Raw genomic sequence first — 25,485 nt, 5'->3', positions numbered from 1 at the left:
CATCTTTATTTGTTTCTACATATCTGGAATGTCATTCACTTGGGTGATGGTAATACTCCTTCGCCGAAGCATATTCAATGGAGTATTGCCACTTCTCGTCGCAAAGCTATAGGAATAAATATTCAGGTTGTTGCTTTGCTGGATAACAGATTCCTATCCTTTTCTAAAATCTAAAATGACTTTTCCATAGTTTCCGGACAAGGCCATTTCATAAGCCTCTTGATAGTTTTTAATAGGGACAATTTTAGAAATGACCGGTTGCAAATCAAGCTTCTCTTCTCTCAAATATTGCAAACTTTTAGAGAAATCCGACGGAAAGTTATAAATAATACTTCCTAATAAGGATATTTCATTTCTTACAATATGACTTATAGGGAGATTTGCTTCCGGTGTCATGCCAATCAAGACCATTGTACCGCCCGGCTTAACTAATTGTACGGCTTGCTCTACGGATGCTTTTGCACCGGCAGCTTCGATCACTATATCGAAAGTTTCATTTTCAATTTCATTAGGGTTGACTGCTCTAATATCTCCTAAGCGCTTGACTATATCGAGTTTTAACGGGTTAATATCAATAGCTGTTATGCGCGCCCCTAAATAGCAGGCCATTGCAGCTGTCAGCATCCCTTCAGTGCCGCACCCCATTATAGCAATATGACAGTCTTTCGTAATATGAACTTTTCTTAAAGCATGGACAATAACAGACAAAGGTTCGATTAAAATAGCCTTTTCATTCGATATATCTTCCGGAATCGGCAGAACGTACTTTGATGAAACAATGATTTCTTCAGCAAACCCGCCATCAGCGTTAACCCCAATCGATTTTTTGTTTCTGCAAATATTCGGTTTGCCTGCTGAACAAAAATCACATTCATCACAAAATGTATTAGGAGCAACAACGACCCTTGTTCCAATTTCATAGTTAACGTCTTTCCCAGTCGCAATAATTGTTCCTAATAATTCATGCCCGGGGCGAACCGGATAAGAAGCATGGCCAAGTTTTCCTTTAAAAACAGAAAGGTCTGAGCCGCAGATGCCGCCATAAATTAATTCGATTTTCACTTCATGATCCAGTAAATGCTGGACGGGTTCAGAGTCTTTTAATGATAAGTCACGGGGTTTATTCAGACGTAATTCCAACATTTTCGATTCCTCCGTTGATTGATTTATTGTTTGTGACGTTTAAACTATTAATAATAACTTTAGCAGTACAAGATTTATATTGTATATTTATTTTACACTTGTTTTAAAAAATAGTTAAATCAGCTGTCAAAACACAAATAACCGAACCCTTCTAAAGCGGAGAGATCGGTTTTCATGTACATAAAAGTAATAATACAGGCGCCCCTGGAACATACGGCTTTCATTACGAATCAACCGCCATAAATGTCCCAGTACCCCTTTATTTTAAAAAAAGAAAAATGGCCTCAATTTTCACTATACATATAATGAAAACCGAGTCCTTTTATGACAAACTAAAATTATATCTCTTATTTTCAAAAGCTAAAAACTTTAATTAGTATGACTGGAAACATTGCTAACCTCTTGCTCAAAAGGGGTTTCAATCGGATCCAAGTCTGTAAGCAAAAAGACGTAGCTTAATATACCTATGACCAAAATAATTCCGGCAACGACAAAAGCGTAAGCAAATGATCCTGTGGCACCGACAATGAATCCGGTAACAATCGGGGCTAAAATACCCATCGCATTATTTCCGAATGCACAAATGCCAACCAGTGTGCCAACTGTTCCTTTCGGGGCAATAAATGTTGGAATGCTGTAGGCTATCGATGAGGTTACGACGAGACCGCCAAGAGCTACTGAAATCCAGAATACAGCTATCTTTGCGCTGGCAGTAAATACCGCACCAATAACTGCCAGACCAAGAACCATTCCGATAACAAGAATGATCTTTCGTACACGAGTCTGATCATGCCCCTTTTTAGTCAAATGGTCGACGAGCCAGCCTCCAATCAGTAATTCGGAGAGAAATCCGATAATCCATGGTGTAGCCGAATACCAGCCGGACTTAAGGACTGACATATGCATCTCCGTTTGTAAGTAACCCGGGAGCCAGGTCAGAAATAAGAACCAGGAATAGCCATAGGCCGCAAATCCAATTAGTACGCCCCAAACTTTACGTTGAGTTAATAAAAACTTGATATTTCTCATCGTTCCGCCTGATGCGGCATCTGAACTCTGCTGCGCACCGCCTTCGACAATATAATTATACTCCTCTTTCGAAAGCCCTTTATCCTCGTGAGGATCCCGGTACATAAACCAAAATACAATAAAGAAAACAAAACTTAGGATAGCAGTCATATAAAAGCCGCCCCGCCAGCCCCAAGCGGTGACCGCCAACGCAACAATTGGGGTACCAATTGCATTAGATAACTTTGATTCAGCGTCAAACAATGATGTCGCAAAGGCACGTTCCTTGCGCGGGAACCAATGCCCTGTTGCTTTTGCTGCAGCAGGAAAATAGGGTGCTTCTGCTACCCCGAGTATTACCCTGGACAATATAATGAGACCATAACCGCTGACCACTGCTGTCATTAACGTGGCCAAAGACCAGATAAATGTACAAACACGCATGAGCCATTTAATGCCGATCTTATCAAGCAGGACGCCGGAAGGGATCTGAAGGAGAGCATAAGACCAGCCAAATGAAGAAAGAAGAATCCCCATCTCTCCGGGGCTTAAATGAAATTCCTTTGTCATCGGTGTTAATCCAACAGATAAATTAACACGATCAAAATAGTCAATAATAACACCGACAGCAAGCAATGCTGCAATGACCCAACGTTTTTTACCTATACGCTTTTTACCCATGCGTTGTCCACCTTTCAACGGTTTCCAATTTTCTGACATATAAGACGCCCGAAAGCTGTAATTCTTACAGCTTCGGTTAACAATTTAAATTAAATCAAAATATTACCCTATAGATTTCTTAACAATATTAAGAACCGTTTTTAAATCTTCAATCGGAATTTGACCGGGGGCTGAACTATTTTCACCAACGGCAAAGGTCACAGCAGAACCAAACACGCCTCCAAACATACGTGTTAAAGAACCATAACCGCCCATTGACATTGTTATCAACGGTATACTCAATTTTTTGTCAGCTTGTAAAGTCACATTTAATAGTTTTAAAACATCTTCAAGTGTTTTCGGCATAACTGCTGCTTTGACAATATCAGCATCATAAGCTTCTGCCTCTGAAAACTTTTTATTTAAAACATCCCCGCTTGGTGTGAAATCAAAATTGTGATAGGACATAATCATTTTTATGCCTGTATCATATGAGACTTTTCTTAAATAATGCAGATGCTCTGTCTGATTGCTTAATTCAAAATCAATGATATCGACGGTTTGAGTTTTACAAATCTCAGTATACAATTCAACAATATCTTTTTCCGATAGAGATATCGGCTGACCGCCCTCTCTTTGTGAACGGTTAGTAAAAATAATTGGAACGTCACCAGCAGTTTCCCTAATTTTCTTCGCTGAATTAATTACAGCTTGTACATTTTCAATTTGATAAAAATGATCAACACGCCATTCAATTAAATCGGGTTTTTTAGCCATTACCTTATCTAATTCAGATAAAATGCCCTCTTGATGATTACCAGTTAATGGCGCACATATAAGCGGTTGTTTATCAGCACCTAATTGTCTTCCTCTTACCTCGACTATTTTTTTTTCTACCAATATCAATCCCTCCTCACCTATATTAAAAAACTGGTACAAGTCTTGATTATTTATTAACAGTTAATGCTTATACCGTCTTAAACAACCTTACAAATGGTCATTTAAGAGTGATTAGCGACCTGCACACGAGGGAATTCTCAAGAATTTCGGCACCTCGGCAAGCCGGTCTTGATAAAAACTCTTCTGGGCAGGATGATCGGAAAAGAAAAAATCATACAAAGTGATTTTAACCGTTCCGATCTCTCACTGATTAAAGGGATATTTTAATATTATTTTTGTCATCCCCGCTCTGTTCGTTGCCTGACTCTCTTTCATCAAGGCTTTCGATAGGATTTAAATCAGTGAGCAGAAATACGTAACTGAGTATACCAATGATTAAAAAAATTCCAGCTACTATAAAAGCAGAAGAAAAGGAACCTGTTGCCCCTACTATAAATCCTGTTACAATCGGAGCAGCAATCCCCATCGCATTGTTTCCGAAACTTATTAAGCCCGTTAATGTCCCGACGGTGCCTTTTGGTGCTATAAAAGTCGGTATGCTAAAGGCGATGGAAGATGTAATAACGAGACCGCCAAGAGCAAGTGAAATCCAGAATACAGCAACTTTTGCGCTGTCTGTAAATACAGCACCGATAACAGCGAGACCAAGAAGCATACCAATAACTAAAAATGTCTTACGAAGGCGGGTTGGGTTATATCCCTTTTTAGTTAAATGGTCAATAAGCCAGCCGCCTATAATTATTTCTGAGAGCGTCCCTATAATCCAGGGTATTGCTGCATACCAACCGGATTGAATGACTGACATGTGCATTTCTGTCTGAAGGTAACCCGGAAGCCATGTCAGAAAAAGAAACCAAGAATATCCATAGGCTGCAAAACCGATAAATATCCCCCAAACTTTTCGTTTCGTTAACAAGTATTTGATGTTTTTCATCGTTCCTCCCGGCGCGCTCTCCGTACTTTGCGCTCCGCCCTCAACGATGTAATCATATTCTTCCTTTGATAATCGTTTGTCTTCATGGGGATCCCGATACCAAATCCAAAACACTATTGCAAACAATATACTAAGGGTAGCTGTCATGAAGAAGCCGCCGCGCCATCCCCAAGCGGACACCGCCAAAGCAACTATCGGTGTTCCTATCGCATTAGACAATTTAGATTCTGAATCAAACATTGATATAGCCAATCCCCGTTCTTTACGCGGGAACCAATGTCCCGTGGCTTTTGCTGCTGCCGGAAGATATGGTGCTTCTCCTGCCCCGAGTAATACCCTTGACAAAAGGACAAGGCCATAACCGCTTACAACGGCAGTCATTAATGTGGCCAGGGACCAAATGACCGTTCCTAATCGCATCATCCATTTTACGCCTATTTTATCAAGCAATACACCTACAGGGATTTGAAGAAGAGCATAAGACCAGGCAAATGACGAAAGAAGAAGCCCCATTTCCCCAGGAGTTAAATTAAATTCTTCTGTCAGCGGTTTTGCTGCAATAGATATATTTGTGCGGTCAAAATATTCAATAATGACACCAATTCCGAGCATTACCGCAATCATCCAGCGCTTTTTACCGATATGTTGTTTGTTCATATATTCACCTTCTTAATACAATAGCTCGTTATACACTGGTACCTTATGTTCTTCATTTTGGACTTTTCTTTCTTTTTTTGGAAAAGAAATGATCCCATTCTTTCCAAATAAGTAAGGGCTGAGATCTCCGCTGTTAATCTGACCGAATTTCTTGATAAAACATCCCGCTATTAAGAGATCAAAATTTAAAACTACCTATTAATTTTATCATACTAAATAAATAATGAGACTCAGACATTAATTTAAACGCTTTCAATATTAACCAATTAAACACCCGAAACCTTATTATCATAAAGTGAGGTACTGGAAACAGTACGTTCCCATTTTCCCCACAACATTCCTCCCCCGTACACAATTGCCGATCCTGTCTTTATATAACGCTCTTTTGCTTTAACTCTTCAATCTCTTGTTCCGTTAAACCAACCAAATTTTGAAGAATTTCGTCGTTATGTTCTCCTAAATCAGGGGCTATGCTTCTAATGCGCCCAGGTGTTTGTTCAAATTTTGGAACAATGCCGGGCATCTTAATTTTTCCTAATCTTGGATGGTCTACTTCAATGATATCCTCCCGGGCTTTATATTGCGGATTTTCAAAAATATCTTTAATACTTAAAATCGGACTGACGGGTACACCAAACTTATCAAGTCTTTCTAAGAGGTCATCTCTATCTATAGTCCCGATCCAGTCAGAAACAATTTGATTTGTCTCATCGTTATTTTCTAAGCGCTTTGCGTTTGTGTAAAATTTATCATCCGTTAACATATCTTCACGATTCATCGCTTTAGCCAATCTTTCAAAAGTTGAGTCTGTACTTGTTACTAATACAACGTAATGGCCATCCTTCGTTTTAAATGTCCCGGACGGACTGGAGTGCCCCGCTAATCCCGGTGACCTTTCCCTTACCTTGCCAAGCTGATCATATTCTGCAACAAGGAATTCCATCATTCTAAAAACTGTTTCAAATAATGCAATATCAACCATTTGTCCGCTGCCTTCAGGATTTACATCACGATAATAAATCCCTGTGACCGCAGAAAAAGCCACATAAATGCCGCATATATAATCTGTCAGCGAAAATGACGGACTTGTCGGGTGTCTATCGGGAAACCCTTGCAAATAAGTATACCCGCTGAATGCTGTTGCCGGTGTTCCAAATCCAGCCTTTTCACGGTATGGTCCTGTTTGACCGTAGCCGGAAACCCGAATCATTACTAAATTTGGATTAACCTTCTTTAACTCCTCATATCCGGCACCCCATTTCTCCAACGTTCCCGGCCTGAAGTTTTCTATTAAAATATCAACTTTCGAAACCAGTTGTTTAAATACTTCAACACCCTCAGATTTATGCAAATCTAATGTCAACGATTTTTTATTTCTGGACAATCCCGGCCAGCGAAGGGGTTCGCTATCAGAAAACGGGCCAACATGTCTTGAAGTGTCACCTTTCCCCGGCATTTCAACTTTAATGACATCGGCACCAAAATCCCCTAATAATGCTGTTCCGAAAGGTGCAGCGATCATTGTTGAAACGTCTAATACTTTTACACCTTCTAAGGGTAATCGTTTCATCATTAATACCTCCTTCTCTAAATTCTTCTAATATAATAGTGAAAGTAACTTATTCTTTTTTTCAGGTTCACTTATATCTTGCTCACGGATCATTAGAATCTGTTGTTCTATTGCTTTGTTACTTTCTGAAATTTTAGCCAGCTTTATGAGTTCTCTTTTTTCTTTTTCCGATATTTTATAAGAATTAATTCCAAATACTAGATCTATCGCACTATAACCCATTGTGCTAAACAATTCATCATACGGGGAAACCACATCCATATCTCCTTAGAAAGATGAGGGGGAAAATCCCCCACCATTTTTTATTAAAGTATTGATACTTAATATTGATCAGGTTGTGACATGTGAAACTTTTTTCCCAGGTGAATAAATATCAAGAATGTTCCAATGTCCATCGGTAGGGACAGGATCATTAACCATAGCGACATCAATAACAACAGGTTTATTTGCTTCTATTGCTTTTTGCAGTACAGGTTTAAATTCTTCTGCGGATTCTATTGTGATGCCTTCAATACCATACCCCTTTGCAATACTTGCGAAGTCTGGTGAATATGTTTCACCGCTTTTATTAAAAACAGTGCCGTAAGTTGTGTCATAATGAGCTTTTTCTAAGCCCGCAATGGTTCCGAACGCGCTGTTGTTCATAATTACCCAAACGACAGGGATGTTTTCTTCAAAAGCTGTCGCAAGTACGGAAGGATTTTGACCGAAGCCGCCGTCTCCTATTAGAGAAACAACAACCTTATCTGGTCGGGCCAGTTTGGCGCCTATAGCCGCCGATGAGCCAAAGCCCATTGTACAATACCCGCCAGGTGTTAATATTGTACCGGCTTCATAAATTGGGAACTGCTGTCCGACACCATTTTTATTCCACCCTACATCTGTGGTGATATACGCATCTTTAGGCAATACTTGCCGGACATCCTCCAATATACGCTGCGGTTTCATAGGAAAAGCATTGCTTTGAACGTTTTCTTGATTGCTATCTTTAAATGTATGTTTGTAAGAGGCTATCTCTTCTTTTAATTGTGCATTTCGCTCCACACCATTTGGATAAAGTGCCTTGGCAACACGATTAAGAACGGTTAATGCCTGCTTAAGGTCACTGACAACACCGATTTCTGCCGGATAGTTCCGTCCAATTTCATTAGAATCAATATCAATGTGGATCAATTTTGTCGGCGGGAAGTTAAACGTATACTCAGGTTCCCAAGAGCTTGAGTCCGCTTCCGAAAAACGGGTTCCCAAAGCTAGAATATAATCTGCTTGTCTGCATTTATCATTAATAAACTTCGTACCCCAGAATCCGGTCATCCCTAGAGTTAACGGGTGATCGTCTGAAACGGCTCCTTTGCCCATTATGGAGTATGCAACCGGAATATTAAGATGATCAACCAATTCCCTTAGTTCATCAGATGCATTGGACAACATGATACCGCCGCCGGCATAAATAAGCGGCTCTTCAGCATCAACAAGTGTTTCAATAATTTTTTTAGCGGTTTCATCATCGATTGATGGTTTTTGAATATGCCTTGTGTTATGTTTAAGTTTCTCGAATAAGGAGACATCAATTTCTTTCGAAAAGATGTCCATAGGTACAGATACTAATACGGGACCCGGCCTTCCGCTTTCCGCCAATTGAAAAGCCTTCTGAATAATTTCAGGAAAACGGTCAGCGCGATCAACACGCCAAGCACGCTTAACAAAAGGACGATAAATTTCGTATTGTTGTGCATCCGCATGCAAATTAATTTCTTGATGCGGATGTTTGCCGTAATAATGGGTTGGAACATCGCCGGCAATGACAACCATAGGGATAGAATCAAGCGCCGCATTAGCTACACCTGTTGCCGCGTTTGTTAATCCCGGCCCCAGGTGGCTTAAGACAACAGCTGTTTCTCTTTTGGCACGAGCATAGCCATCTGCTGCATGTGCCGCAATTTGTTCATGTCTGACATTGATAAATTTGATTGGACTTTTATCTAGTTCTGCCAATACAGCAATATTCGTATGGCCGCAAAGTCCAAAGATATGTTCTACGCCGCAATTTTCAAGATATTTTACTAGTTGTTTTGAAACAAGTTCTTTCATGTCCGATTTCCCTCCTTGAAATCTAAAACGACCTTTCCGTAGTTTCCAGACAAAGCCATTTCATAGGCTTGTTGATAGTCTGCGAGTGGTACAATCTTTGAAACAATTGGATCTATATAGAATTCACTATTACTCAGGTACTCCAGGCTTTCGGAAAAGTCAAACGGGAAGTTATATATGATACTCCCATATATCGTTACTTCACTCCGTACAACATGTGATACCGGAAAATTCGCTTCCCGTGCCATGCCAATTAATATCATTGCGCCGCCTGGTTTTATAAGTTGGACCCCTTGTTCAAAAGTTTCTTTTACACCTGCCGCTTCGATCACTACATCAAATGTTTCTCCACTGATCTCCTCAGGGCGGAGAGCCTTTATATCACCGAGTTTTCTGACAAGATCGAGCTTTAATGGATTAATATCAGTGACTGTTACATTAGCTCCCAAATGGTTGGCTAATGCTGCAGCCAACATCCCCTCTGTACCGCATCCCATAATGGCAACCGAACTTGTCCTATTTAGTTGAGCCTTTTTTAAAGCATGAACAATGACTGACAAAGGTTCAATTAAAATCGCCTTCTTATCTGTTACAGTATCGGGAACCTGCAGGATATACTTAGATGAAATGACGAATTCTTCAGCAAAACCGCCGTCAGCATTGATGCCGATCGATTGTTTGTTCAGGCAAATATTTAACTTTCCTTGCAAGCAATATTCGCATTCTCCGCAAAAAGTATTGGGAGCAATGACCACCCTTGTGCCGATGTCATAGGTGACATCTTCTCCTTTTTCTATAATTGTCCCCAATAACTCATGGCCGGGCCGGACAGGATAGGTTGCATGATTCAGCTTTCCTTTAAAAACCGAAAGATCCGAACCGCAAATCCCGCCGTAAATCGATTTTATTTTGACTTCATCATCCTTAATAAATGGCTGCCCCCCGGACTCTCTAAGTTCTAATTCACGAGGTTTCTTTAAATGTAGTTCCAGCAAAATCATCGCCGCCAATCATTGTGCATATTTTCAAATAAGCAATTCATTGTAAAAGGTTCTGAAAAACAAGCATCTTCATTTCAGTCATTTCCTGAATCGCATAACGAGGGCCTTCACGTCCAATGCCGCTGTCCTTAATGCCGCCATAAGGCCAATGATCCAATCGGAAGTTTGATGTTCCGTTTATGACAACGCCCCCTGCTTCGAGTGAGTGTGCAACTTTATATGCTAAATCCATTTGGTTTGTAAACAGACCTGCTTGAAGACCAAATGAAGAATCGTTCGTCTCATTAATAGCTTCATCGATTGTTTCATAAGGAATAATGCTGACAACCGGACCGAATACTTCATCGCAAACAACTTTACTCTTCTTTGGAGGATTTAATAAAACAGTAGGTTCGACGGTCGCCCCATTCCTTTTGCCTCCATGAATAAGCTCTGCCCCAAGTGTGACTGCTTCATCTACCCAATCAATGATTCTTTCAGCGGTCTTTTCATCTACAACAGAACCAATATCTGTATCAGATGACAGTGGATCGCCTATTTTAATTTTTGAAACTTCTTGTTTTAAAAGTTGGGTGAATGGTTCAACCACTGATTGATGAACATAAATCCTTTGTACAGAGATACAGCTTTGTCCTGAATTACTATAGCCGGTTTTGGCGCAAAGTGTTGCCGCGCGTTCTAAATCGGCATCTTCATGAACAATTGTTGAAGCATTTCCGCCTAATTCAAGAAGTACCTTCTTCATACCTGCTGTCTCACAAATGTTTCTGCCGGCTATGACACCTCCGGTAAAGGAAATGACGTTCGTCCGCTCATCTTTTACTATTTTTTGTCCGATCCCGCCGCTGCCGATTACCATATTGATAGCGTTTTTAGGGAGTCCTGCTTCCAATAACAGTTTTAAAAGCTCTGTTGCTATTAATGTTGTCTGGGAAGCGGGTTTTAAAATCACACTGTTGCCTCCCGCAAATGCAGGGCCAATTTTATGGCATATCAGGTTTAAGGGTGCATTAAACGGTGTAATCGCTGCCACAACACCGACAGGGACACGAAAAGTGGCGGCAAAAGCATTGGCTCCCCTTTCAGAAACATCACCCGGCATAGTTTCTCCAAACAGTCTTTTCGCCTCTTCAGCAGAAAGCTCTAATGTTTCGATTGAACGGGATACTTCATCAAGCGTGTTTTTCAAAGGCTTTCCTAATTCAAGGGAAATGAGTTTAGCAAACCGTTCTTTTTCTTGTTCCAATAAGCTGGACGCTTTTTTTAAAATTTTTGCCCGTTTGAAGGTTGGTATTTCAGCTATATCCTTTTTAGCTGAGTAAACACAAGCCAGCGCATTTTCAACATCCTGGTCCGTTGCCAAAAACTGCTCTCCGATCACTTCGCCGGAATAAGGGCTCTTAATTGGCTTGGTTTTTCGATCAGAAGAAATCCATTCCCCATTAATATAAGATTGTGCTGTTTTTAGCGACTTGACATTTGTTATTGTCATGATTGCAATTCACTCTCCTTTTCTATGTGACGAATTGAGGGTCCAGTGTATTGAACCAATTCTTCTGTGTTTGGACATGGGCCTTTAATTAATACACCATTGTTCAATTCCTCAAAGGCATGGGCAACGATCCCCATTCCGCGCGACAAGGCAAAAACACCTTTTGCAGCTTCTGCAGGAATGCCTAATTCACATTGAACCGCCGCGGAAACACCATCGATATTCATCGTCATCTTTTTTTGTTTTCGTTGCTCCAATTGTCCTCTGAACGCTTCAGCAATCCTTAAATATTCCCCTGAAATTTCGCCTTCCTCCACTAAATTTTGAGAAAGTTGATAAAGCTTTCTTACACGAGGGTCATCGTCATGTAATTGGTGACCAATCCCCGGCAGCTTTTCTTTCTTTTCTTCTAATAGATCCAATTGATCTTTAACGACCTGGGAAAGGCTTTGTTGTTTGTCTTCCTTTACAATCGCATTTGTCTGATAAAAAAGTTTCATGCCTTTTTCAGCGGCTCCCCCATGGATATCCCCAAGCAAATTTATACCCGTAGCGACAGCTGAATTAAATGATATACCGCAAGTAGCAGCCATTCTGCCGGCAGCAATCGAAGGAGCTCTTGGCCCATGGTCTGCGCCCGCTACTAGAACGCTCTCAAAAAGCTTTGCCTTTTGATCGCTGAGTATTTCTCCGCAAAGCAGAAAATAGAGCATTTGACTATATGAGAGGTTTCCAATTAACTCCTCAATCGGGTACCCTCTAATAATGATTTCGTTTTTTTTAATACTGCTTATTGACGTATTCCACCACGCCTCTCCATTAGAGTAAGCGTCTAATGCACTTCTATTCTTCATAAAGAACCTCCTTTATTAAGACTTTACTCAGATATTAAGGAAATCTTATTTGTCTTTAGCAATTTTGCTCTTACTTATAAATGCCATTTCCTTAATCCTTTGTTCCAACCAATGGAACCCAATTACATTAAACGGAACTTGATTTTTATTGTATATAAGGTTTTAAAGGCTGTCAATAATTTAGTGAAAAAAATGTAAAGAGGCATTAGTTTGAATAATCAAGCCCCCTAAAAAATCATTAGAAATAAACAGAGAATGTAAAGCCTGATTTATTTTGGTACAATAACAGAAAATAAGTTATATTTTTGCGAATTGGTCCCTGCGTCGAATTAGCAACATCGCTGCCAATTTATACTTTCTTAAAGTGTAAAAAATTTGATACAAAAACAAAGGATGATGTCAAAGTGTCAACTAAAGAAGAAAAGGGAGGACAAGGATTAAGAACTGTTCAAAGAGCTTTAGATATTCTTAACTGTTTTGATGAAGAGCAGTCTGAACTGAGTCTCACAGAGTTTTCCAACAAATTGGGGTTAGCTAAATCAACAACAACAAGACTTTTATCAACCTTAGAACAAAACGATTTTATAGAAAAAGACCATTCAACCCTTAAATATAAACTTGGTAAAAAAATTTATTATTTAGGTTTTTTAGCCGGTCAATCAATTGAATTAAAAAACATTGCCAAACCGATTATGGAAGAGTTGCGCAATGAAACGAAAGAAACAGTAAACCTGCATATCTTAGAGGGGTATCAAAGAGTTTGTTTGGAACAATATAAAGGCCTTAGTTCCATCAGCCATTTTGTTAAAATCGGTAAAAAATATCCCTTATCATTCGGTTCAGGCGGTAAAGCCATACTCGCGTTCCAAAACGAAAATTTCATCAAAAAGGTTTTAGAATCCGAGAATAACATAAAGGTATTTGACGAGTTAAATCAAATTCAGTCGGATTTTTCCTGTTACAGTATTGATGAAGAAGAGATTGGTTCATCCGCTGTGTCAGCACCAATTTTTGATGTTCATGGTACCGTTAAAGCCTCGTTGTCAATTGCCGGACCAACAATAAGATTTACTCAAGAAAAAATAAATGAGTACAGAAAACTTGTTAAAAGTTCTGCTTTTACCATTTCTTCTAAAATGGGTTATATAAAACAGCAATAGCTGTCTTCTTCCCCTTTTATATTCTTTTCACAATATCTTACATACCAAAAGTGCCTGATGATGTATATCGGGCATTTTTTTCATTTTAATAACTATTGAAAACTTAATCGTTTTAGTTTAAGATTACTTTATATTCCATCCAATGAAACCAAGTGCCATTAAACGGAACCCCATTTGGTTAATTCGAATATTCCATAGAAAAAATTGGAGGAATACAATAAAATGACAAAACAATTTTCCTTAGCCCACCTTACCGTTCTTAATTGCCCGCCGCCTGAGATGACTTACATCGCTGCGCGGGCCGGCTATGACTTTGTCAGTTTAAGACCTATTTACATGAGACTGCCAGGTGAGCCAAATTATGACTTGGCTAAAAATAAAGAAATGATGAGGCAAACTAAAGCTGCGCTTAATGATACGGATCTCAAACTTTTAGACATAGAACTGGCGCGTATTTCTGACGGCATTGACCCAAAAAGTTATTTGCCTGCCATGGAAGTTGCTGCTGAACTTGGCGGCCGTCATGTCCTTAGCAGTATCTGGACTGACGATCGCAATTTGGCTATTGAACGTTTTGATGAACTCTGCGAACTTGCCAAGCCGTTTGGACTAACGATAGAACTAGAATTCGTTCCCATTGCCGGTGTCTTTGACCTTAAGGGTGCTCTCGGTGTTCTTCGCACCGTGAAACAAGAAAATGCCGGCCTTATGATCGATGTACATCATTTTCATCGCTCAAGGGATAAAGCAGAAGATCTGGATACAGTCCCCCGGGAATGGTTCCGCTATCTCCATCTTTGCGATGCACCGGCGGAAATACCAGCTTCAAAAGATGAGATGACACGTATCCTCCGCGAGGAACGTTCGTATGTCGGAGAGGGAGGCATTGATGTCGCAAGCATCGTGAATCGGATTCCCGAGATTCCTTATTCACTTGAGATACCAAATACTAAGCGTGCCAATGAATTAGGTTATGAAGAATTTGCAAGACGCTGCTTGCAAACAGCAAAAGCTTATCTTGCTGCTCACCCTCGTAAAATAAGCGTTGATTAAATTAAACCATTCAATGATATGCCTGAGTTAACATCTAATGGGTTGAAACTCCCAAAAATTTTTACTGAGGAATAAATCATAATCCTCTTATCACACATACGGGGATTTTTTTTATTTATAAAATGAATCCAAAATAATGTGCTTGTTGCTTCTTTCTGATAAAATGATGAAAATGGGGCATCCTCAGTTTTTTATTATTAAGGGGGTTTTTAGCAAGTGGTTAACAACAATCCAATACCTCTTAGAGAAAAAAGTATTATATTTAATGGATTTATGGGTGTTGGCAAAACAACAATTGGCGAACTTGTCGCTAAAAAGCTTTACAGGGAATTTATTGATATAGATAAGGAAATTGAAAAAGAATTTAACATGCCCATTCCGGAGATTTTCAAAACATTTGGAGAAGAAACTTTCAGGGAAAAAGAAAAAGAGATTATAACTGCCTTTAGCAAAAAGAGACTTAAGGTGATCTCTGTCGGCGGAGGCGCTTTCGGGCAAGAAGAAATAAAAAATATTTGCATGACAAATGGTATTGTTTTTCTTCTGGATCTATCCTGGGACTGTTGGAAGGAAAGATTAGATTTAATCATTGATAATCGGCCGGTTCTTCAAGGGCGAACACTTGAAGAAATTGAAGAATTGTATTATCAAAGACAAAAAATCTATTCAACACATAATTCAAGATTTAACACCGATAATATTGAAGCTGAAGAAATTAGTGATTACATTATTGATACTTTAAAATTGTCATGGGATATTCATGAACCGCATTCCGGAAAAATATTAGAAATTTAATAACCCAAATATAAGAGGAGACCTGTTAAAAGGTCTCCTTTAAAAAGTTACGGTTTTTTAACGCTGTCCGCTTTCCATCCTTCACCTTGTTTCCATGTAAGATGAACGACATATTTTTGGCCGGCGTTATCTTTCGGGGCGACACGAGCTAATGAACTGTTTGGACCGCCGCCGTTTCCCAGCCAATAAACAACCATATTGTCTTGTGAAATACCGGTTGCGGAAGATACAGCAGCTAATTGAGCATTCCAGTCAGCCGAACCTTTATCATAAGAAGCCGTATGATTTGATTCATTCGCTGTGGAAGCTGCTTCGTCATTTAACTTACTATTTTTATCATCTTTTTTCTTATTAGCATCTTTTTGATCTTGCTTAGCCTTATCATTGGCCTTGTCTTTCTTCTGCTTGTCTTTATTAGATTGACTTTCATCTTTATTAGTCGAATCTTTATGTCCATCATCGCTCTTTTGTACATCGCCGCTGTTATTTTCCTCAGCACTTGTTTTTTCACTATGCTTATTATAAGTCGGCGCACCCGTGTCAGCCGATTTTTGGCCGGGTGAATGTAAGAGAGAAACTAAAATAACCCCGCCTACTACTAATATAAGTGCAGCGACAATACCGATCGCCCAGTTTAATATACGATCAGCCTTCTTTCGTTTTCTTGAAGAACGTGAAGGAGAGTTGTTATCCTGCCTCATTCCTATGTTCCTCCTTTTAACAGATATAATTACATTGTAACATCTTTATAAGGTTCGTAGTATATAAATTTATTTTAGCCGTTCTAAAAAAGATAGATAGACATACCATTGATAGAACAAGCAAAAGGAAAACATTGTCAGAATCCCACTAGTTTTGACAAAAAGAAGGAATATCTTATGCAGAAGGCTAATAGGATATGTGTAAGGAGGTTGTCAAAATGAACTTTACAACATTTAATAAGGACCTTTCCCAGCTGAAGAGTTTTGATACGATTGGTTATGATCGTAAGACAGAAACCTTACAAATTTTATTCTTTGATGGGACAAAAAAGACAATTCCAAACATCTCAGAGCAAACAATCTTTCATTTTCTTTTGGCGGAAGATAAGGAAGCCTATTATAAAAATGTTATCATTGAACAATTTAAAAAACTTGAAAAGGCTCGGACTATCATTCATTAGTTCGAGCTTTTTCTCATATCTAATTGATATAATGATTTTACAATTTGCCGGTAAATTTGATATGTTTTTTCTTCCCCGTGTCGCTGGTTAAGGTCAACAACAACCATTGCATAGTGCGGGTGATCAGCTGGAAAATACCCGGCAAACCAGTTATTCATATCATTTCTTCCAGTTTGGGCTGTACCGGATTTTCCGGCGACCGGGTATGGCAGACCGCTCAAATAATAATGTGCTGTACCTTCAGGACTTTTAACGACGCCTCTTAACAGTTGTTGAAGCCTGATAATGGTATAAGATTCAAGTTTTTGTCCTTTAATAGATTTATGCGGGAATGAAGCCAGTGTCATATGATCATCCTGATGATAAATGATTTTGGAAGCCGCGCGTACATATTGCTTAACACCGTTCCGGGCGATCGTTGCCATCATATTAGCTACAGATAAAGGCGTTAATTTAACGTTTAATTGTCCGATTGCCGTTTGACCTATCGCTTTTTTATTATGAGACGGTTCATTGTTTATCCAGATCGTATTTGTTTTCTCATCTGGAAAATGTTCGAAATGATTAAAGTGATAGACATCCCCGCTCCAGCCTGACTTACCTGTTAATCCCAGTAAATCGGCATAATCATTAATCACATTTGAATGATTCTTTGTCATTAAGTTAGCAAGATGAGCAAATGTATAATTGCAACTTTGATAAAAACTATCATCAAAACTAAGTGTTCCCAGCTGTTTTTGCGCGGGTTTTTCACCGTAAACATCAAGGTTGCAGTTAAAGGTATCTCCGCTGTGAACGTCATTTTCCTGAATTGCGGCAGCTGCAGTTACTATTTTAAATACTGATCCCGGAAATTGCGGCATTAACATCTGATTTTCGCTGTTTGTTTGGTATGGATGATTGTTATCTATTTGAGGGCGGCTTACCATCCCCAGTAAATTACTGTTATCGACGTCAAGAATGACAACCCCCCCTTTTTCCAACCCTGCTCTATTAACAGCTTTTTCAGCTAATTGTTGTATATCTTTATCTAAAGTTGAAACGACTCTCAAAGGATAGAACGGATTTGAAGGTGCAGTATAACGTATGCTGTTGCCAAACAAAGGCATTCCTTTAGCGTCAGTATGATAAAGAAGCATAGATTCGTTCTGTGATAATAAAAATGGATCAAATGCCTTTTGCAGCCCGTTAATACCTGTGGGCACAGTCCGGGAAACAACGCCTTTATTCAAAAGGTCACCATACCTTTTTTCAATCATACGGCTGTTTTGCCTGACGAGCCCAATTACTTGAGGGTCGATATTTCTATCGTCATTTGATTGAACCATCATGACATGAACGCCCAGAACCTTCAGTTTTTCAATTTGACGTTTTTGCTGATTTGAAATATTCAAATGCCCTTGCTTAAAGACAAAAGGTTTATGAGCTGAATTTACGGCTTTAATCAGTTGGCTTTTAGGTACTTTTAAAATATCAGCCACCGAACCTGCCGGCCAGTCTGTATATTTTAAAAAAGGAAACAAAACGAGTGACAGCTGCTCGTGATTTGTTAAAGGCTTTAAATGGCGATCCAGTATTGTGCCTCTTCCATTGTTAAAGATGAACTGGCTTGTTCTTTGGTTTATGCTGCTTTGAATAAGATTGATGCGGTACTTAGAAAATGATGTTGGTTCAACCAGCTGGATTTGTGCGAGCCGCCCGATAAAAACCAGCAAGGTAAACAGAATAAAAAGTCCAATTGTTAACACTCTTTTGGGTTTGATCATCCAACCACCTCAAAGACAGTGTTAACGCATTCGTTTTTTTCTAAACTAAAAAAACTCGCCAAGGGGTGGCGAGCTTTCCTTATTTAACTTCTAAAATTTTTACGAGTAAATCCCCGCCAGGTGTCGGGACTGTCACTTGTTCACCTACGGAACGTCCGATAAGGCTTTTGGCCATCGGAGAATCATTAGAAATTTTACCTTCGAAAGGATCAGATTCCGCACTTCCGACAATCGTGTAAGTTTCCTCTTCTCCATCAGGCAGTTCTTGAAAAGTTACTGATTTGCCGATATTAACGGTATCTGTATTCGTCCCATCAGCCTCAATGATGACAGAATCCCGAATCATTTGTTCCAATTGCTGAATACGTGATTCTACGAAAGCTTGTTCATCCTTAGCTGCATCATACTCAGAGTTCTCGGATAAATCACCAAAGCTGCGGGCGATTTTGATTCTCTCAACTACTTCTTTTCTTTTTTCGGTTTTTAAATATTCAAGTTCTTCCTCGAGCTTCTGTTTACCCTCAGCTGTCATGTAATGCTTTTTTTCTTCAGCCATTCGGTTCCACTCCCTTTTTTATCGTAAAGAAAACTTGGTTAGAGGATGTTGTGCCAAGTTTTTAAGTTAATGAATTAGTTTTTTCTAAAATAGAATGAATTTTTGTGACCATTAAATCAATGGCTACCGCATTTTGCCCGCCTTCAGGAATGATAATATCAGCATAACGTTTTGTAGGCTCAATAAATTGCAGGTGCATTGGCCTGACAACAGTAATATACTGATTAATTACTGATTCAACAGAACGGCCCCGTTCTTGTGTATCTCTCAGCAGTCTGCGTATAATTCGAAGATCCGAATCAGTATCGACGAAGACCTTTATATCCATTAAATCACGAAGTCTTTCGTCTTCAAGTATTAAAATGCCTTCTAAGATGATAACATCTTTTGGCTCGACAGGAATTATTTTATCAGATCTTGTATGGACTGTATAGTCATATACTGGTTTTTCAATAGGTTTAAATTGGAGTAAATCATTCAAATGCCGGGTAAGAAGATCATGATCGAAAGCTAAGGGGTGATCATAATTTGTTAATAACCGTTCTTCCATTGTTTTATGATCTTGCGCCTTATAATATGCGTCTTGTTCGATGATAGCAATCGATTGGTCAGGAAAACTCCGATAAATTTCTTTTGCCACCGTTGTCTTACCCGATCCGGTCCCTCCGGCAACACCTATAATAATCGGTTTTTTATTCATGATTATACTTGTCCTTTCCTTATATCATAGCCAAAATTCATGAGGTTTACCCTCCCCAAATGACCTGGTTTGTCATCTCGTTTGAATGAGAAAGGGTTTATTTTCTTGCTGATACGGCAATGCCGTCACCAACAGTTAAAAACACACTGTCAAACTGCGGATGAGCTGCCAGCCACTCGTTATAACGATTTATTTTTTCAGCCAGCTTCCGCAATCGTTTGCTTTCCGCACGCTCCGGGTCAGCTGCCAACCCGCGGAATAAGACGTTATCAGTAACAATTAATCCGTCTTGCGATAAAAAAGGCGAGTACTGTTCAAAAAATAACTGGTATTGCCCTTTGGCAGCATCTATAAAAATAAAATCAAACGGGGCATACTGTCCAGTATCCTCCGCTATCTTTGTCGCATCCCCTTTTATAACGTGGATCCTGTCTTCTAATGAGAAAGATTTAATATTGGCCTGCGCTTCCCTGTACATTTCTTCTTCACGCTCTATTGAATAAATTTGAGCTATCTCAGAAGACAATGCCATTTTGATAGCCGAATAACCTACAGCTGTTCCAATTTCTAAGATCCGTTTTGGTTTTATCAGTCTGATATAATGCTGTAAAAGCGCCATAGCATCTGGCTGCATTATAGGAATTTGCCTGCCTCTTGCTTCTTTTTCAAGCTTATCAAGTAAAGGCGTATCATTTTTTGGCGCCAAAGCTGCAGCATATCTAGATAAGATTTGATCTTCCATCCAGCACACCTCTATCAAATATATAAGAATAAGAGGAGTTATCCTCCTCTTAACTTTTAATTTTATCCCATTCATGTCCATATTTCTTTACAACCGCGTGATGCTCTTTAAGCGTTTTTGTAAAAATAACTTCGCCGTTAGGCCTTGCAAAGAAGTAAAGATCGTCACTCTTAATAGGATTTAAAACAGCCTCTATGGCTTCTTCCCCCGGATTATTAATAGGTCCAACAGGCAAACCTTTATTTTTATAGGTATTATAAGGCGACTTAATATCTAAATCTTTATAGGTTGTATGATATAGATGCTTTTGTTTGGCATAAGCAATCGTGGGATCGGTTTGCAGAGGCATCCCTTTGTCCAGCCGGTTATAGAAGACACCGGAAACTTTCTTAAGATCCGGTAAGCTTTGCGCTTCACCTTCTAATAAAGAGGCCATTGTTAAAATTTTATGGACTGAGCCTAACTTATTGTTGTTAATTTGCTTCTGATATTTGCCCAAAACATCCTGCGTTTTATCAAGCATGGCTTTAATAATTGTGTCTAACGAAGGATTTTTTTGTGAAAATCTGTAAGTTGCCGGGAATAAATAGCCTTCCAGAGGGTATTTAATTTGTTTATTAAGAATCTCATCGGTCAGAAAAGGATAATCCTTCATATAATGCTGCTTGATATAATTCCGGTCTTGCATCTTATTTAAAATATCTTTTTCATTTAAATTCGTTTGTTGGGCAATTCTATGGGCGATGTCCTTAACCCACCAGCCTTCAGGTACCGTTATCTGTAAAGCGGCCGATTGGTTTCTCCCCGAATTTAGTGATTGAATAATTTCATTTGTTGACATTGATGGTGAAAAAAGATATGTGCCTGCCTTGAAATTACTTTCATTTTTATATTTTGCATAGTATCTAAAAACAGAGGCATTGTTGATTATACCTTTTTCCTTAAGTATTTGGCCGATCTTAACACTCGATGTGCCGCTTGGTATCTGAACAGTTACTTTTTTTGCACTTGATTTGTCAACGGGTGCTAACGCATTTTTGACATAAAAAATGCCACAAACCGCAGCGGCTATTAAAATTATCAATACAATGACAACAATGAGCCCAAATCGACGCAGCCGATTTCCCTTACGTTGTTTATTTAATAATTTCATTTGGTCATCTGATTTCGACAAAAAAGGACTCCCCTTTCAAGGTACCTAGTCCATTATACACTATGCTCATAAAATGTCAGCACTAGACTTTTAAAAATTTGTCGAAACCAAATTTGTCCATAACATGGTAAAGCCCCCTTCCGCAAAAGGAGGCTGAAAATAATTAATTAAAGTTCGTTTTCCGCTAAAAAGGTGTTAAACATCTCCTCGACCATATCCCATTCTTTATCCGTTTCTATAGGATAAAGACTAAATTCGCCGTCCTTATCTTCATAGCGGAATCCAAATACTTCCTGCATATCTTCGTCATCGTCATCCTCTGTTGATTCAACTGGTTTTACAACCATATATGACTTTTCGGTCTCATCAACATCAAACGTAAAAATGACATCAAAAAGGTGCTCTTCACCATTTTCATCAGGGATAATGATACGATCCTGTTCTTCACTCATTTTTCTACACTCCATTTCCATTGCGATCCAGATAGCTTTGAAGAATCATAACCGCCGCCATCTTATCAATGATTTTTTTTCGCTTTTTACGGCTGACATCTGCCGTTATTAACATCCGTTCCGCTGCCATTGTTGTTAAACGTTCATCCCACATTTCCACAGGTAAATGAAATTTGTTCTTTATACTTTTTGCAAAGGCTTGGCAAGCAACGCCTGATTCTCCAATTGTTCCATTCATATTCTTTGGAAGTCCAACAACAATTTTCTCTACACTATATTCATCAATTAACTCTTTTAAACGATTGTAAATAAGATGTCTTTTATCTTCTGTATGATGAATAGTTTCTATACCTTGAGCAGTAAAACCGAGTAAATCACTGATTGCTACCCCAATGGTTTTACTGCCGTAATCCAATCCCATAATCCTCATAGCTGACCATCACGGTGATGATTGAGATAAGAAGTAACTAATTCCTCTATTAATTCATCACGCTCAATCCGGCGGATAATATTTCTTGCATCACGATGGCGGGGAATATAAGCTGGATCGCCTGACAGTAAATAACCCACAATTTGATTGATTGGATTATACCCTTTATCTTGCAAAGCATTATATACCTTAAGCAAGGCATCACGGGCGTCTCGCTTATCCGGCTCTTCATTAAAACTAAATTTCATTGTTTTGTCCAAATTTATCCTTCCCCCTCATCACATAAAACTAAATATTTATGAAAAACTTTTTATCCATTCAGACACGTAAGACAGAGCTTCATCGACTTGAGCAGGGTTTTTCCCGCCGGCTTGTGCCATATCCGGACGGCCTCCGCCTCCGCCGCCGCATCTTGTGGCAACTTCCTTAATTAGTTTTCCTGCATGGTACCCTTTCGAAACGAGGTCTTTCGTTACACCGCTGGCAATGTTTACCTTTCCATCATTGACCGCAGCCAGAACAATAATACCCGATTTTAGTTGATTTTTTAATTGGTCAACCATCGAACGTAAGCTGTTCATGTCAGAAACATTGACCTTTTTCGTAATATAAGAGATACCGTCTGATTTTTCAACGGATTGCATTAAATCATTTGCTTCGGCATTACCTAATTTCGATGTTAAGGACTCATTTTCCTTTTCTAATTCTTTGATTTGTTTTTGAAGTCCATCAATACGGTCCGGTACTTGTTCAATATTTGTTTTTAATAAATGGGCTGCTTTTTGCAATTCTTGTACAAAATGGTTCATTCGCTCGTATGCACCTTGGCCGGTAACAGCTTCAATTCTTCTCGTACCAGCCCCGATACCGGTTTCAGTGACAATCTTAAATAAGCCAATTTCCGCTGTATTATTCACATGGCATCCGCCGCAAAGTTCCAAGCTGTAATCATCGACTTTAACAACCCGGACGATATCACCATACTTTTCTCCAAATAATGCCATGGCACCCATTGCTTTTGCTTCGTTAATCGGCATTTGAGTTATCTCAACAGGCAGCTTTTCCCAAATCTTTTCATTGACGATTTGTTCAATTTGTTTAAGTTCTTCTTCAGTCACTTGACCGAAATGAGAAAAGTCGAATCTTAAACGATCAGGGGCAACAAGGGAACCTGCTTGATTAACATGCTTGCCCAGAACATCTTTTAACGCCTGATGAAGCAAATGTGTTGCGGTATGACTTTTTTCCGTAGCGGCACGGTTCTTTTCATTAATTTCTGCCTTGAAATGATCGCCAAGCTTCAAATCACCTTTTTCAACAAAAACAGTGTGTAAATTTTGACCGTTTGGCGCTTTTTGTACATCTTTAACAATAAGCTTTGTTGTTTCGTTAATCAAATGACCCTGGTCTGCAATTTGGCCGCCGCTCTCAGCATAAAAAGGTGTCTCATTAAGAATGATTTGAACTTCATCACCTTGTTTTGCCTCGCGGGCCGTGCTGTTATCTTTAATAATGGTAACAACTTCTGACGGTACTTCATGCTCTGTGTAGCCGACAAACTGGCTGTCTACGTTAATATTTCTTAATGTTTCGCTTTGAACCTGCATTGAATCCGTATCTTGACGGGCGGCACGTGCACGTTCTCTTTGCGCTTCTAATTCTTTGTCAAAGCCATCTTTATCTATCGAGAGTCCTTCATTTTGCGCATATTCTTCTGTTAATTCATAAGGAAATCCGAACGTATCATATAGCTTAAAAACATCTGAGCCGCTAATCACCTGGTCGCCTTTAGTTTTTGCCTTGGCAATAACATCTTTTAAAATCGCTAAGCCTTCATGAATCGTTTCGTGAAAACGCTCTTCTTCGTGGCGAATGACTTTCTGAACAAAAGCGGATTTTTCAACGACATTCTCATAGAAATCTTTCATAATATCTACAACGATTGGCACGAGTTCAAACATAAAAGGTTTGTTAATATTGAGGTCCATCGCAAACCGGACAGCCCGTCTGATTAAACGGCGGAGAACATAACCGCGGCCTTCATTTGATGGCAGGGCACCGTCGCTTACTGCAAATGTGACCGCCCTGACATGGTCGGAAATCACTTTAAATGCAGTATCTTTTTCTTTTGTTTCTCCATATTTTTGACCGGAAATTTGTTCAATTTTATAAATGATTGGCAAGAACAAATCAGTATCGAAGTTAGTTTTTGCGTCTTGAATAACAGAAACCATTCGTTCAAGACCCATTCCCGTATCAATATTCTTGTTAGGAAGCGGTGTATAACTGCCATCGGGGTTATGATTAAATTGTGAAAAGACAAGATTCCATATCTCTAAATATCTTTCATTTTCTCCCCCCGGATATAATTCAGGATCATCAGGGTCATTGCCGTATGATTCACCGCGGTCATAAAAGATTTCTGTATTCGGTCCGCTTGGGCCTTCACCGATATCCCAGAAATTTTCTTTCAGGCGAATAATCCGGTTCTCAGGCAAGCCAATGTCTTCATGCCATATTTTATAAGCCTCATCGTCTTCAGGATGGATAGTAACAGATAGCTTTTCCTTATCAAATCCTATCCATTTTGGGCTTGTTAAGAATTCCCATGCCCAATGAATCGCTTCTTCTTTGAAATAATCGCCAACTGAAAAGTTTCCCAGCATTTCAAAGAAAGTATGATGGCGGGCTGTATAACCGACATTTTCAATATCATTTGTTCTTATCGCTTTTTGCGCGTTGACAATCCGCGGATTTTCCGGGACAACCCGGCCGTCAAAATATTTTTTTAATGTAGCTACTCCGCTGTTTATCCATAGTAACGATGGATCATCATGCGGAACAAGCGATGCGCTTGGTTCAACTTTATGATTTTTTTCTTTAAAAAAATCAAGAAACATTTGACGAACTTCAGCTGAAGTTAACTTTTTCATATAAATAACCTCCAGTAAAAATTTTAAATAAATATAAAAAACTCCCATCCCAATCAGGGACGAGAGTTATATCTCACGCGGTACCACCCTAGTTACAGACCATTCCAGGTCTATCACCTTGCAAGATTTAACGGATCACTCCGGCAGGGATTAGCTGCTCTCCAGAGTAGCAACCGTTAATCCCCATTTGGATTCTCTTTCAGCCAAGGAAAATCCTCTCTAGTAAATGATCCATAACGGCAGGCTCTTTCAACGATTTTTCTATTATGTATG

The 25,485-nt window shown here is 39.3% G+C and carries 24 protein-coding genes; 4 read left to right on the top strand and 20 right to left on the bottom strand.

What is annotated here, in order from left to right; translation table 11 throughout:
* Positions 1–153 precede the first annotated feature (153 nt).
* The 10 genes from ACFQRG_RS09810 to ACFQRG_RS09765 all read right to left on the bottom strand — a co-directional run bounded on the left by ACFQRG_RS09810 (position 154) and on the right by ACFQRG_RS09765 (position 12,310).
* On the bottom strand, positions 154–1,143 hold the full coding sequence (locus ACFQRG_RS09810) for a zinc-dependent alcohol dehydrogenase (RefSeq protein ID WP_380965720.1): 990 nt from the start codon (positions 1,141–1,143) through the stop codon (positions 154–156).
* A gap of 369 nt (positions 1,144–1,512) precedes the next feature.
* Complete coding sequence (locus ACFQRG_RS09805) at positions 1,513–2,832, bottom strand: MFS transporter (RefSeq protein ID WP_380965719.1); 1,320 nt, start codon at positions 2,830–2,832, stop codon at positions 1,513–1,515.
* A gap of 102 nt (positions 2,833–2,934) precedes the next feature.
* Positions 2,935–3,714: a type I 3-dehydroquinate dehydratase gene (aroD, locus tag ACFQRG_RS09800; RefSeq protein WP_380965826.1), complete on the bottom strand. Its 780-nt coding sequence runs from the start codon at positions 3,712–3,714 to the stop codon at positions 2,935–2,937.
* A 247-nt stretch (positions 3,715–3,961) separates the two neighbouring features.
* Positions 3,962–5,302, bottom strand: coding sequence for an MFS transporter (locus ACFQRG_RS09795; RefSeq protein WP_380965718.1), 1,341 nt, complete (start codon positions 5,300–5,302; stop codon positions 3,962–3,964).
* 370 nt (positions 5,303–5,672) lie between these two features.
* On the bottom strand, positions 5,673–6,875 hold the full coding sequence (locus ACFQRG_RS09790) for a CaiB/BaiF CoA transferase family protein (RefSeq protein WP_380965717.1): 1,203 nt from the start codon (positions 6,873–6,875) through the stop codon (positions 5,673–5,675).
* 24 nt (positions 6,876–6,899) lie between these two features.
* Complete coding sequence (locus tag ACFQRG_RS09785) at positions 6,900–7,133, bottom strand: hypothetical protein (protein WP_380965716.1); 234 nt, start codon at positions 7,131–7,133, stop codon at positions 6,900–6,902.
* A gap of 69 nt (positions 7,134–7,202) precedes the next feature.
* Positions 7,203–8,963: a thiamine pyrophosphate-binding protein gene (locus ACFQRG_RS09780; RefSeq protein WP_380965715.1), complete on the bottom strand. Its 1,761-nt coding sequence runs from the start codon at positions 8,961–8,963 to the stop codon at positions 7,203–7,205.
* On the bottom strand, positions 8,960–9,958 hold the full coding sequence (locus ACFQRG_RS09775) for a zinc-dependent alcohol dehydrogenase (protein WP_380965714.1): 999 nt from the start codon (positions 9,956–9,958) through the stop codon (positions 8,960–8,962). The genes ACFQRG_RS09780 and ACFQRG_RS09775 overlap by 4 nt, the downstream gene beginning before the upstream one ends.
* 43 nt (positions 9,959–10,001) lie before the next feature.
* Complete coding sequence (locus ACFQRG_RS09770; RefSeq protein WP_380965713.1) at positions 10,002–11,456, bottom strand: aldehyde dehydrogenase family protein; 1,455 nt, start codon at positions 11,454–11,456, stop codon at positions 10,002–10,004.
* Positions 11,453–12,310 (bottom strand): citryl-CoA lyase, encoded by an 858-nt coding sequence (locus ACFQRG_RS09765; RefSeq protein ID WP_380965712.1) that lies wholly within the window; start codon positions 12,308–12,310, stop codon positions 11,453–11,455. The genes ACFQRG_RS09770 and ACFQRG_RS09765 overlap by 4 nt, the downstream gene beginning before the upstream one ends.
* A gap of 404 nt (positions 12,311–12,714) precedes the next feature.
* Here ACFQRG_RS09765 and ACFQRG_RS09760 point away from each other — a divergent pair, with 404 nt between their 5' ends.
* The 3 genes from ACFQRG_RS09760 (at position 12,715) to ACFQRG_RS09750 (ending at position 15,318) form a co-directional block, all read left to right on the top strand.
* Entirely contained in the window at positions 12,715–13,470 is a 756-nt protein-coding gene (locus ACFQRG_RS09760; RefSeq protein ID WP_380965711.1) for an IclR family transcriptional regulator, read from the top strand.
* 222 nt (positions 13,471–13,692) lie between these two features.
* On the top strand, positions 13,693–14,523 hold the full coding sequence (locus ACFQRG_RS09755; protein ID WP_380965710.1) for a sugar phosphate isomerase/epimerase family protein: 831 nt from the start codon (positions 13,693–13,695) through the stop codon (positions 14,521–14,523).
* 273 nt (positions 14,524–14,796) lie between these two features.
* Positions 14,797–15,318, top strand: coding sequence for a shikimate kinase (locus tag ACFQRG_RS09750; RefSeq protein WP_380965825.1), 522 nt, complete (start codon positions 14,797–14,799; stop codon positions 15,316–15,318).
* Between the two features lie 47 nt (positions 15,319–15,365).
* Here ACFQRG_RS09750 and ACFQRG_RS09745 read toward each other — a convergent pair whose 3' ends face one another.
* On the bottom strand, positions 15,366–16,019 hold the full coding sequence (locus tag ACFQRG_RS09745; protein WP_380965708.1) for a YrrS family protein: 654 nt from the start codon (positions 16,017–16,019) through the stop codon (positions 15,366–15,368).
* 218 nt (positions 16,020–16,237) lie between these two features.
* Between ACFQRG_RS09745 and ACFQRG_RS09740 the strand changes: the two genes are divergently transcribed.
* Positions 16,238–16,480, top strand: coding sequence for a KTSC domain-containing protein (locus tag ACFQRG_RS09740; protein WP_380965706.1), 243 nt, complete (start codon positions 16,238–16,240; stop codon positions 16,478–16,480).
* Here the strand turns inward: ACFQRG_RS09740 and ACFQRG_RS09735 are convergent.
* The 9 genes from ACFQRG_RS09735 to alaS form a co-directional block, all read right to left on the bottom strand.
* Positions 16,477–18,246, bottom strand: a complete 1,770-nt coding sequence (locus ACFQRG_RS09735) for a penicillin-binding transpeptidase domain-containing protein (protein ID WP_380965705.1) — start codon at positions 18,244–18,246, stop codon at positions 16,477–16,479. The genes ACFQRG_RS09740 and ACFQRG_RS09735 overlap by 4 nt on opposite strands.
* A gap of 79 nt (positions 18,247–18,325) precedes the next feature.
* Positions 18,326–18,802 (bottom strand): transcription elongation factor GreA, encoded by a 477-nt coding sequence (greA, locus tag ACFQRG_RS09730; RefSeq protein ID WP_380965704.1) that lies wholly within the window; start codon positions 18,800–18,802, stop codon positions 18,326–18,328.
* Positions 18,803–18,863: 61 nt separating this feature from the next.
* Positions 18,864–19,502, bottom strand: coding sequence for a uridine kinase (gene udk, locus ACFQRG_RS09725; RefSeq protein ID WP_380965703.1), 639 nt, complete (start codon positions 19,500–19,502; stop codon positions 18,864–18,866).
* Positions 19,503–19,599: 97 nt separating this feature from the next.
* Positions 19,600–20,244: an O-methyltransferase gene (locus ACFQRG_RS09720; RefSeq protein ID WP_380965702.1), complete on the bottom strand. Its 645-nt coding sequence runs from the start codon at positions 20,242–20,244 to the stop codon at positions 19,600–19,602.
* Between the two features lie 49 nt (positions 20,245–20,293).
* Entirely contained in the window at positions 20,294–21,418 is a 1,125-nt protein-coding gene (mltG, locus tag ACFQRG_RS09715) for an endolytic transglycosylase MltG (RefSeq protein ID WP_380965701.1), read from the bottom strand.
* A 146-nt stretch (positions 21,419–21,564) separates the two neighbouring features.
* A complete protein-coding gene (locus tag ACFQRG_RS09710; protein ID WP_380965699.1) occupies positions 21,565–21,849 on the bottom strand; it encodes a DUF1292 domain-containing protein in 285 nt (94 codons plus the stop codon).
* A 4-nt stretch (positions 21,850–21,853) separates the two neighbouring features.
* On the bottom strand, positions 21,854–22,279 hold the full coding sequence (gene ruvX, locus ACFQRG_RS09705; RefSeq protein ID WP_380965698.1) for a Holliday junction resolvase RuvX: 426 nt from the start codon (positions 22,277–22,279) through the stop codon (positions 21,854–21,856).
* Positions 22,276–22,527, bottom strand: coding sequence for an IreB family regulatory phosphoprotein (locus ACFQRG_RS09700; RefSeq protein ID WP_380965824.1), 252 nt, complete (start codon positions 22,525–22,527; stop codon positions 22,276–22,278). The genes ruvX and ACFQRG_RS09700 overlap by 4 nt, the downstream gene beginning before the upstream one ends.
* Positions 22,528–22,575: 48 nt before the next feature.
* Positions 22,576–25,212 (bottom strand): alanine--tRNA ligase, encoded by a 2,637-nt coding sequence (gene alaS / locus ACFQRG_RS09695; protein ID WP_380965697.1) that lies wholly within the window; start codon positions 25,210–25,212, stop codon positions 22,576–22,578.
* Between the last annotated feature and the right edge of the window lie 273 nt (positions 25,213–25,485).

The sequence above is a fragment of the Scopulibacillus cellulosilyticus genome (genome assembly GCF_042665295.1).
In the GTDB taxonomy this organism is placed as follows: Bacteria; Bacillota; Bacilli; order Bacillales; family Sporolactobacillaceae; genus Scopulibacillus_A; species Scopulibacillus_A cellulosilyticus.
Note: the sequence above shows the minus strand (reverse complement) of the source record. Positions and strands in the feature narration are given on the sequence as shown.

Excerpts from the sequence above, each read along its gene's own strand:
- ACFQRG_RS09810 (WP_380965720.1), bottom strand. The coding sequence starts at position 1,143 with ATGTTGGAATTACGTCTGAATAAACCCCGTGACTTATCATTAAAAGAC.
- ACFQRG_RS09805 (WP_380965719.1), bottom strand. The coding sequence starts at position 2,832 with ATGGGTAAAAAGCGTATAGGTAAAAAACGTTGGGTCATTGCAGCATTG.
- ACFQRG_RS09795 (WP_380965718.1), bottom strand. The coding sequence starts at position 5,302 with ATGAACAAACAACATATCGGTAAAAAGCGCTGGATGATTGCGGTAATG.
- ACFQRG_RS09790 (WP_380965717.1), bottom strand. The coding sequence starts at position 6,875 with ATGATGAAACGATTACCCTTAGAAGGTGTAAAAGTATTAGACGTTTCA.
- ACFQRG_RS09785 (WP_380965716.1), bottom strand. The coding sequence starts at position 7,133 with ATGGATGTGGTTTCCCCGTATGATGAATTGTTTAGCACAATGGGTTAT.
- ACFQRG_RS09780 (WP_380965715.1), bottom strand. The coding sequence starts at position 8,963 with ATGAAAGAACTTGTTTCAAAACAACTAGTAAAATATCTTGAAAATTGC.
- ACFQRG_RS09770 (WP_380965713.1), bottom strand. The coding sequence starts at position 11,456 with ATGACAATAACAAATGTCAAGTCGCTAAAAACAGCACAATCTTATATT.
- ACFQRG_RS09765 (WP_380965712.1), bottom strand. The coding sequence starts at position 12,310 with ATGAAGAATAGAAGTGCATTAGACGCTTACTCTAATGGAGAGGCGTGG.
- ACFQRG_RS09755 (WP_380965710.1), top strand. The coding sequence starts at position 13,693 with ATGACAAAACAATTTTCCTTAGCCCACCTTACCGTTCTTAATTGCCCG.
- ACFQRG_RS09750 (WP_380965825.1), top strand. The coding sequence starts at position 14,797 with ATGGGTGTTGGCAAAACAACAATTGGCGAACTTGTCGCTAAAAAGCTT.
- ACFQRG_RS09745 (WP_380965708.1), bottom strand. The coding sequence starts at position 16,019 with ATGAGGCAGGATAACAACTCTCCTTCACGTTCTTCAAGAAAACGAAAG.
- ACFQRG_RS09740 (WP_380965706.1), top strand. The coding sequence starts at position 16,238 with ATGAACTTTACAACATTTAATAAGGACCTTTCCCAGCTGAAGAGTTTT.
- ACFQRG_RS09735 (WP_380965705.1), bottom strand. The coding sequence starts at position 18,246 with ATGATCAAACCCAAAAGAGTGTTAACAATTGGACTTTTTATTCTGTTT.
- greA (WP_380965704.1), bottom strand. The coding sequence starts at position 18,802 with ATGGCTGAAGAAAAAAAGCATTACATGACAGCTGAGGGTAAACAGAAG.
- udk (WP_380965703.1), bottom strand. The coding sequence starts at position 19,502 with ATGAATAAAAAACCGATTATTATAGGTGTTGCCGGAGGGACCGGATCG.
- ACFQRG_RS09720 (WP_380965702.1), bottom strand. The coding sequence starts at position 20,244 with ATGGAAGATCAAATCTTATCTAGATATGCTGCAGCTTTGGCGCCAAAA.
- ACFQRG_RS09710 (WP_380965699.1), bottom strand. The coding sequence starts at position 21,849 with ATGAGTGAAGAACAGGATCGTATCATTATCCCTGATGAAAATGGTGAA.
- ruvX (WP_380965698.1), bottom strand. The coding sequence starts at position 22,279 with ATGAGGATTATGGGATTGGATTACGGCAGTAAAACCATTGGGGTAGCA.
- ACFQRG_RS09700 (WP_380965824.1), bottom strand. The coding sequence starts at position 22,527 with ATGAAATTTAGTTTTAATGAAGAGCCGGATAAGCGAGACGCCCGTGAT.
- alaS (WP_380965697.1), bottom strand. The coding sequence starts at position 25,212 with ATGAAAAAGTTAACTTCAGCTGAAGTTCGTCAAATGTTTCTTGATTTT.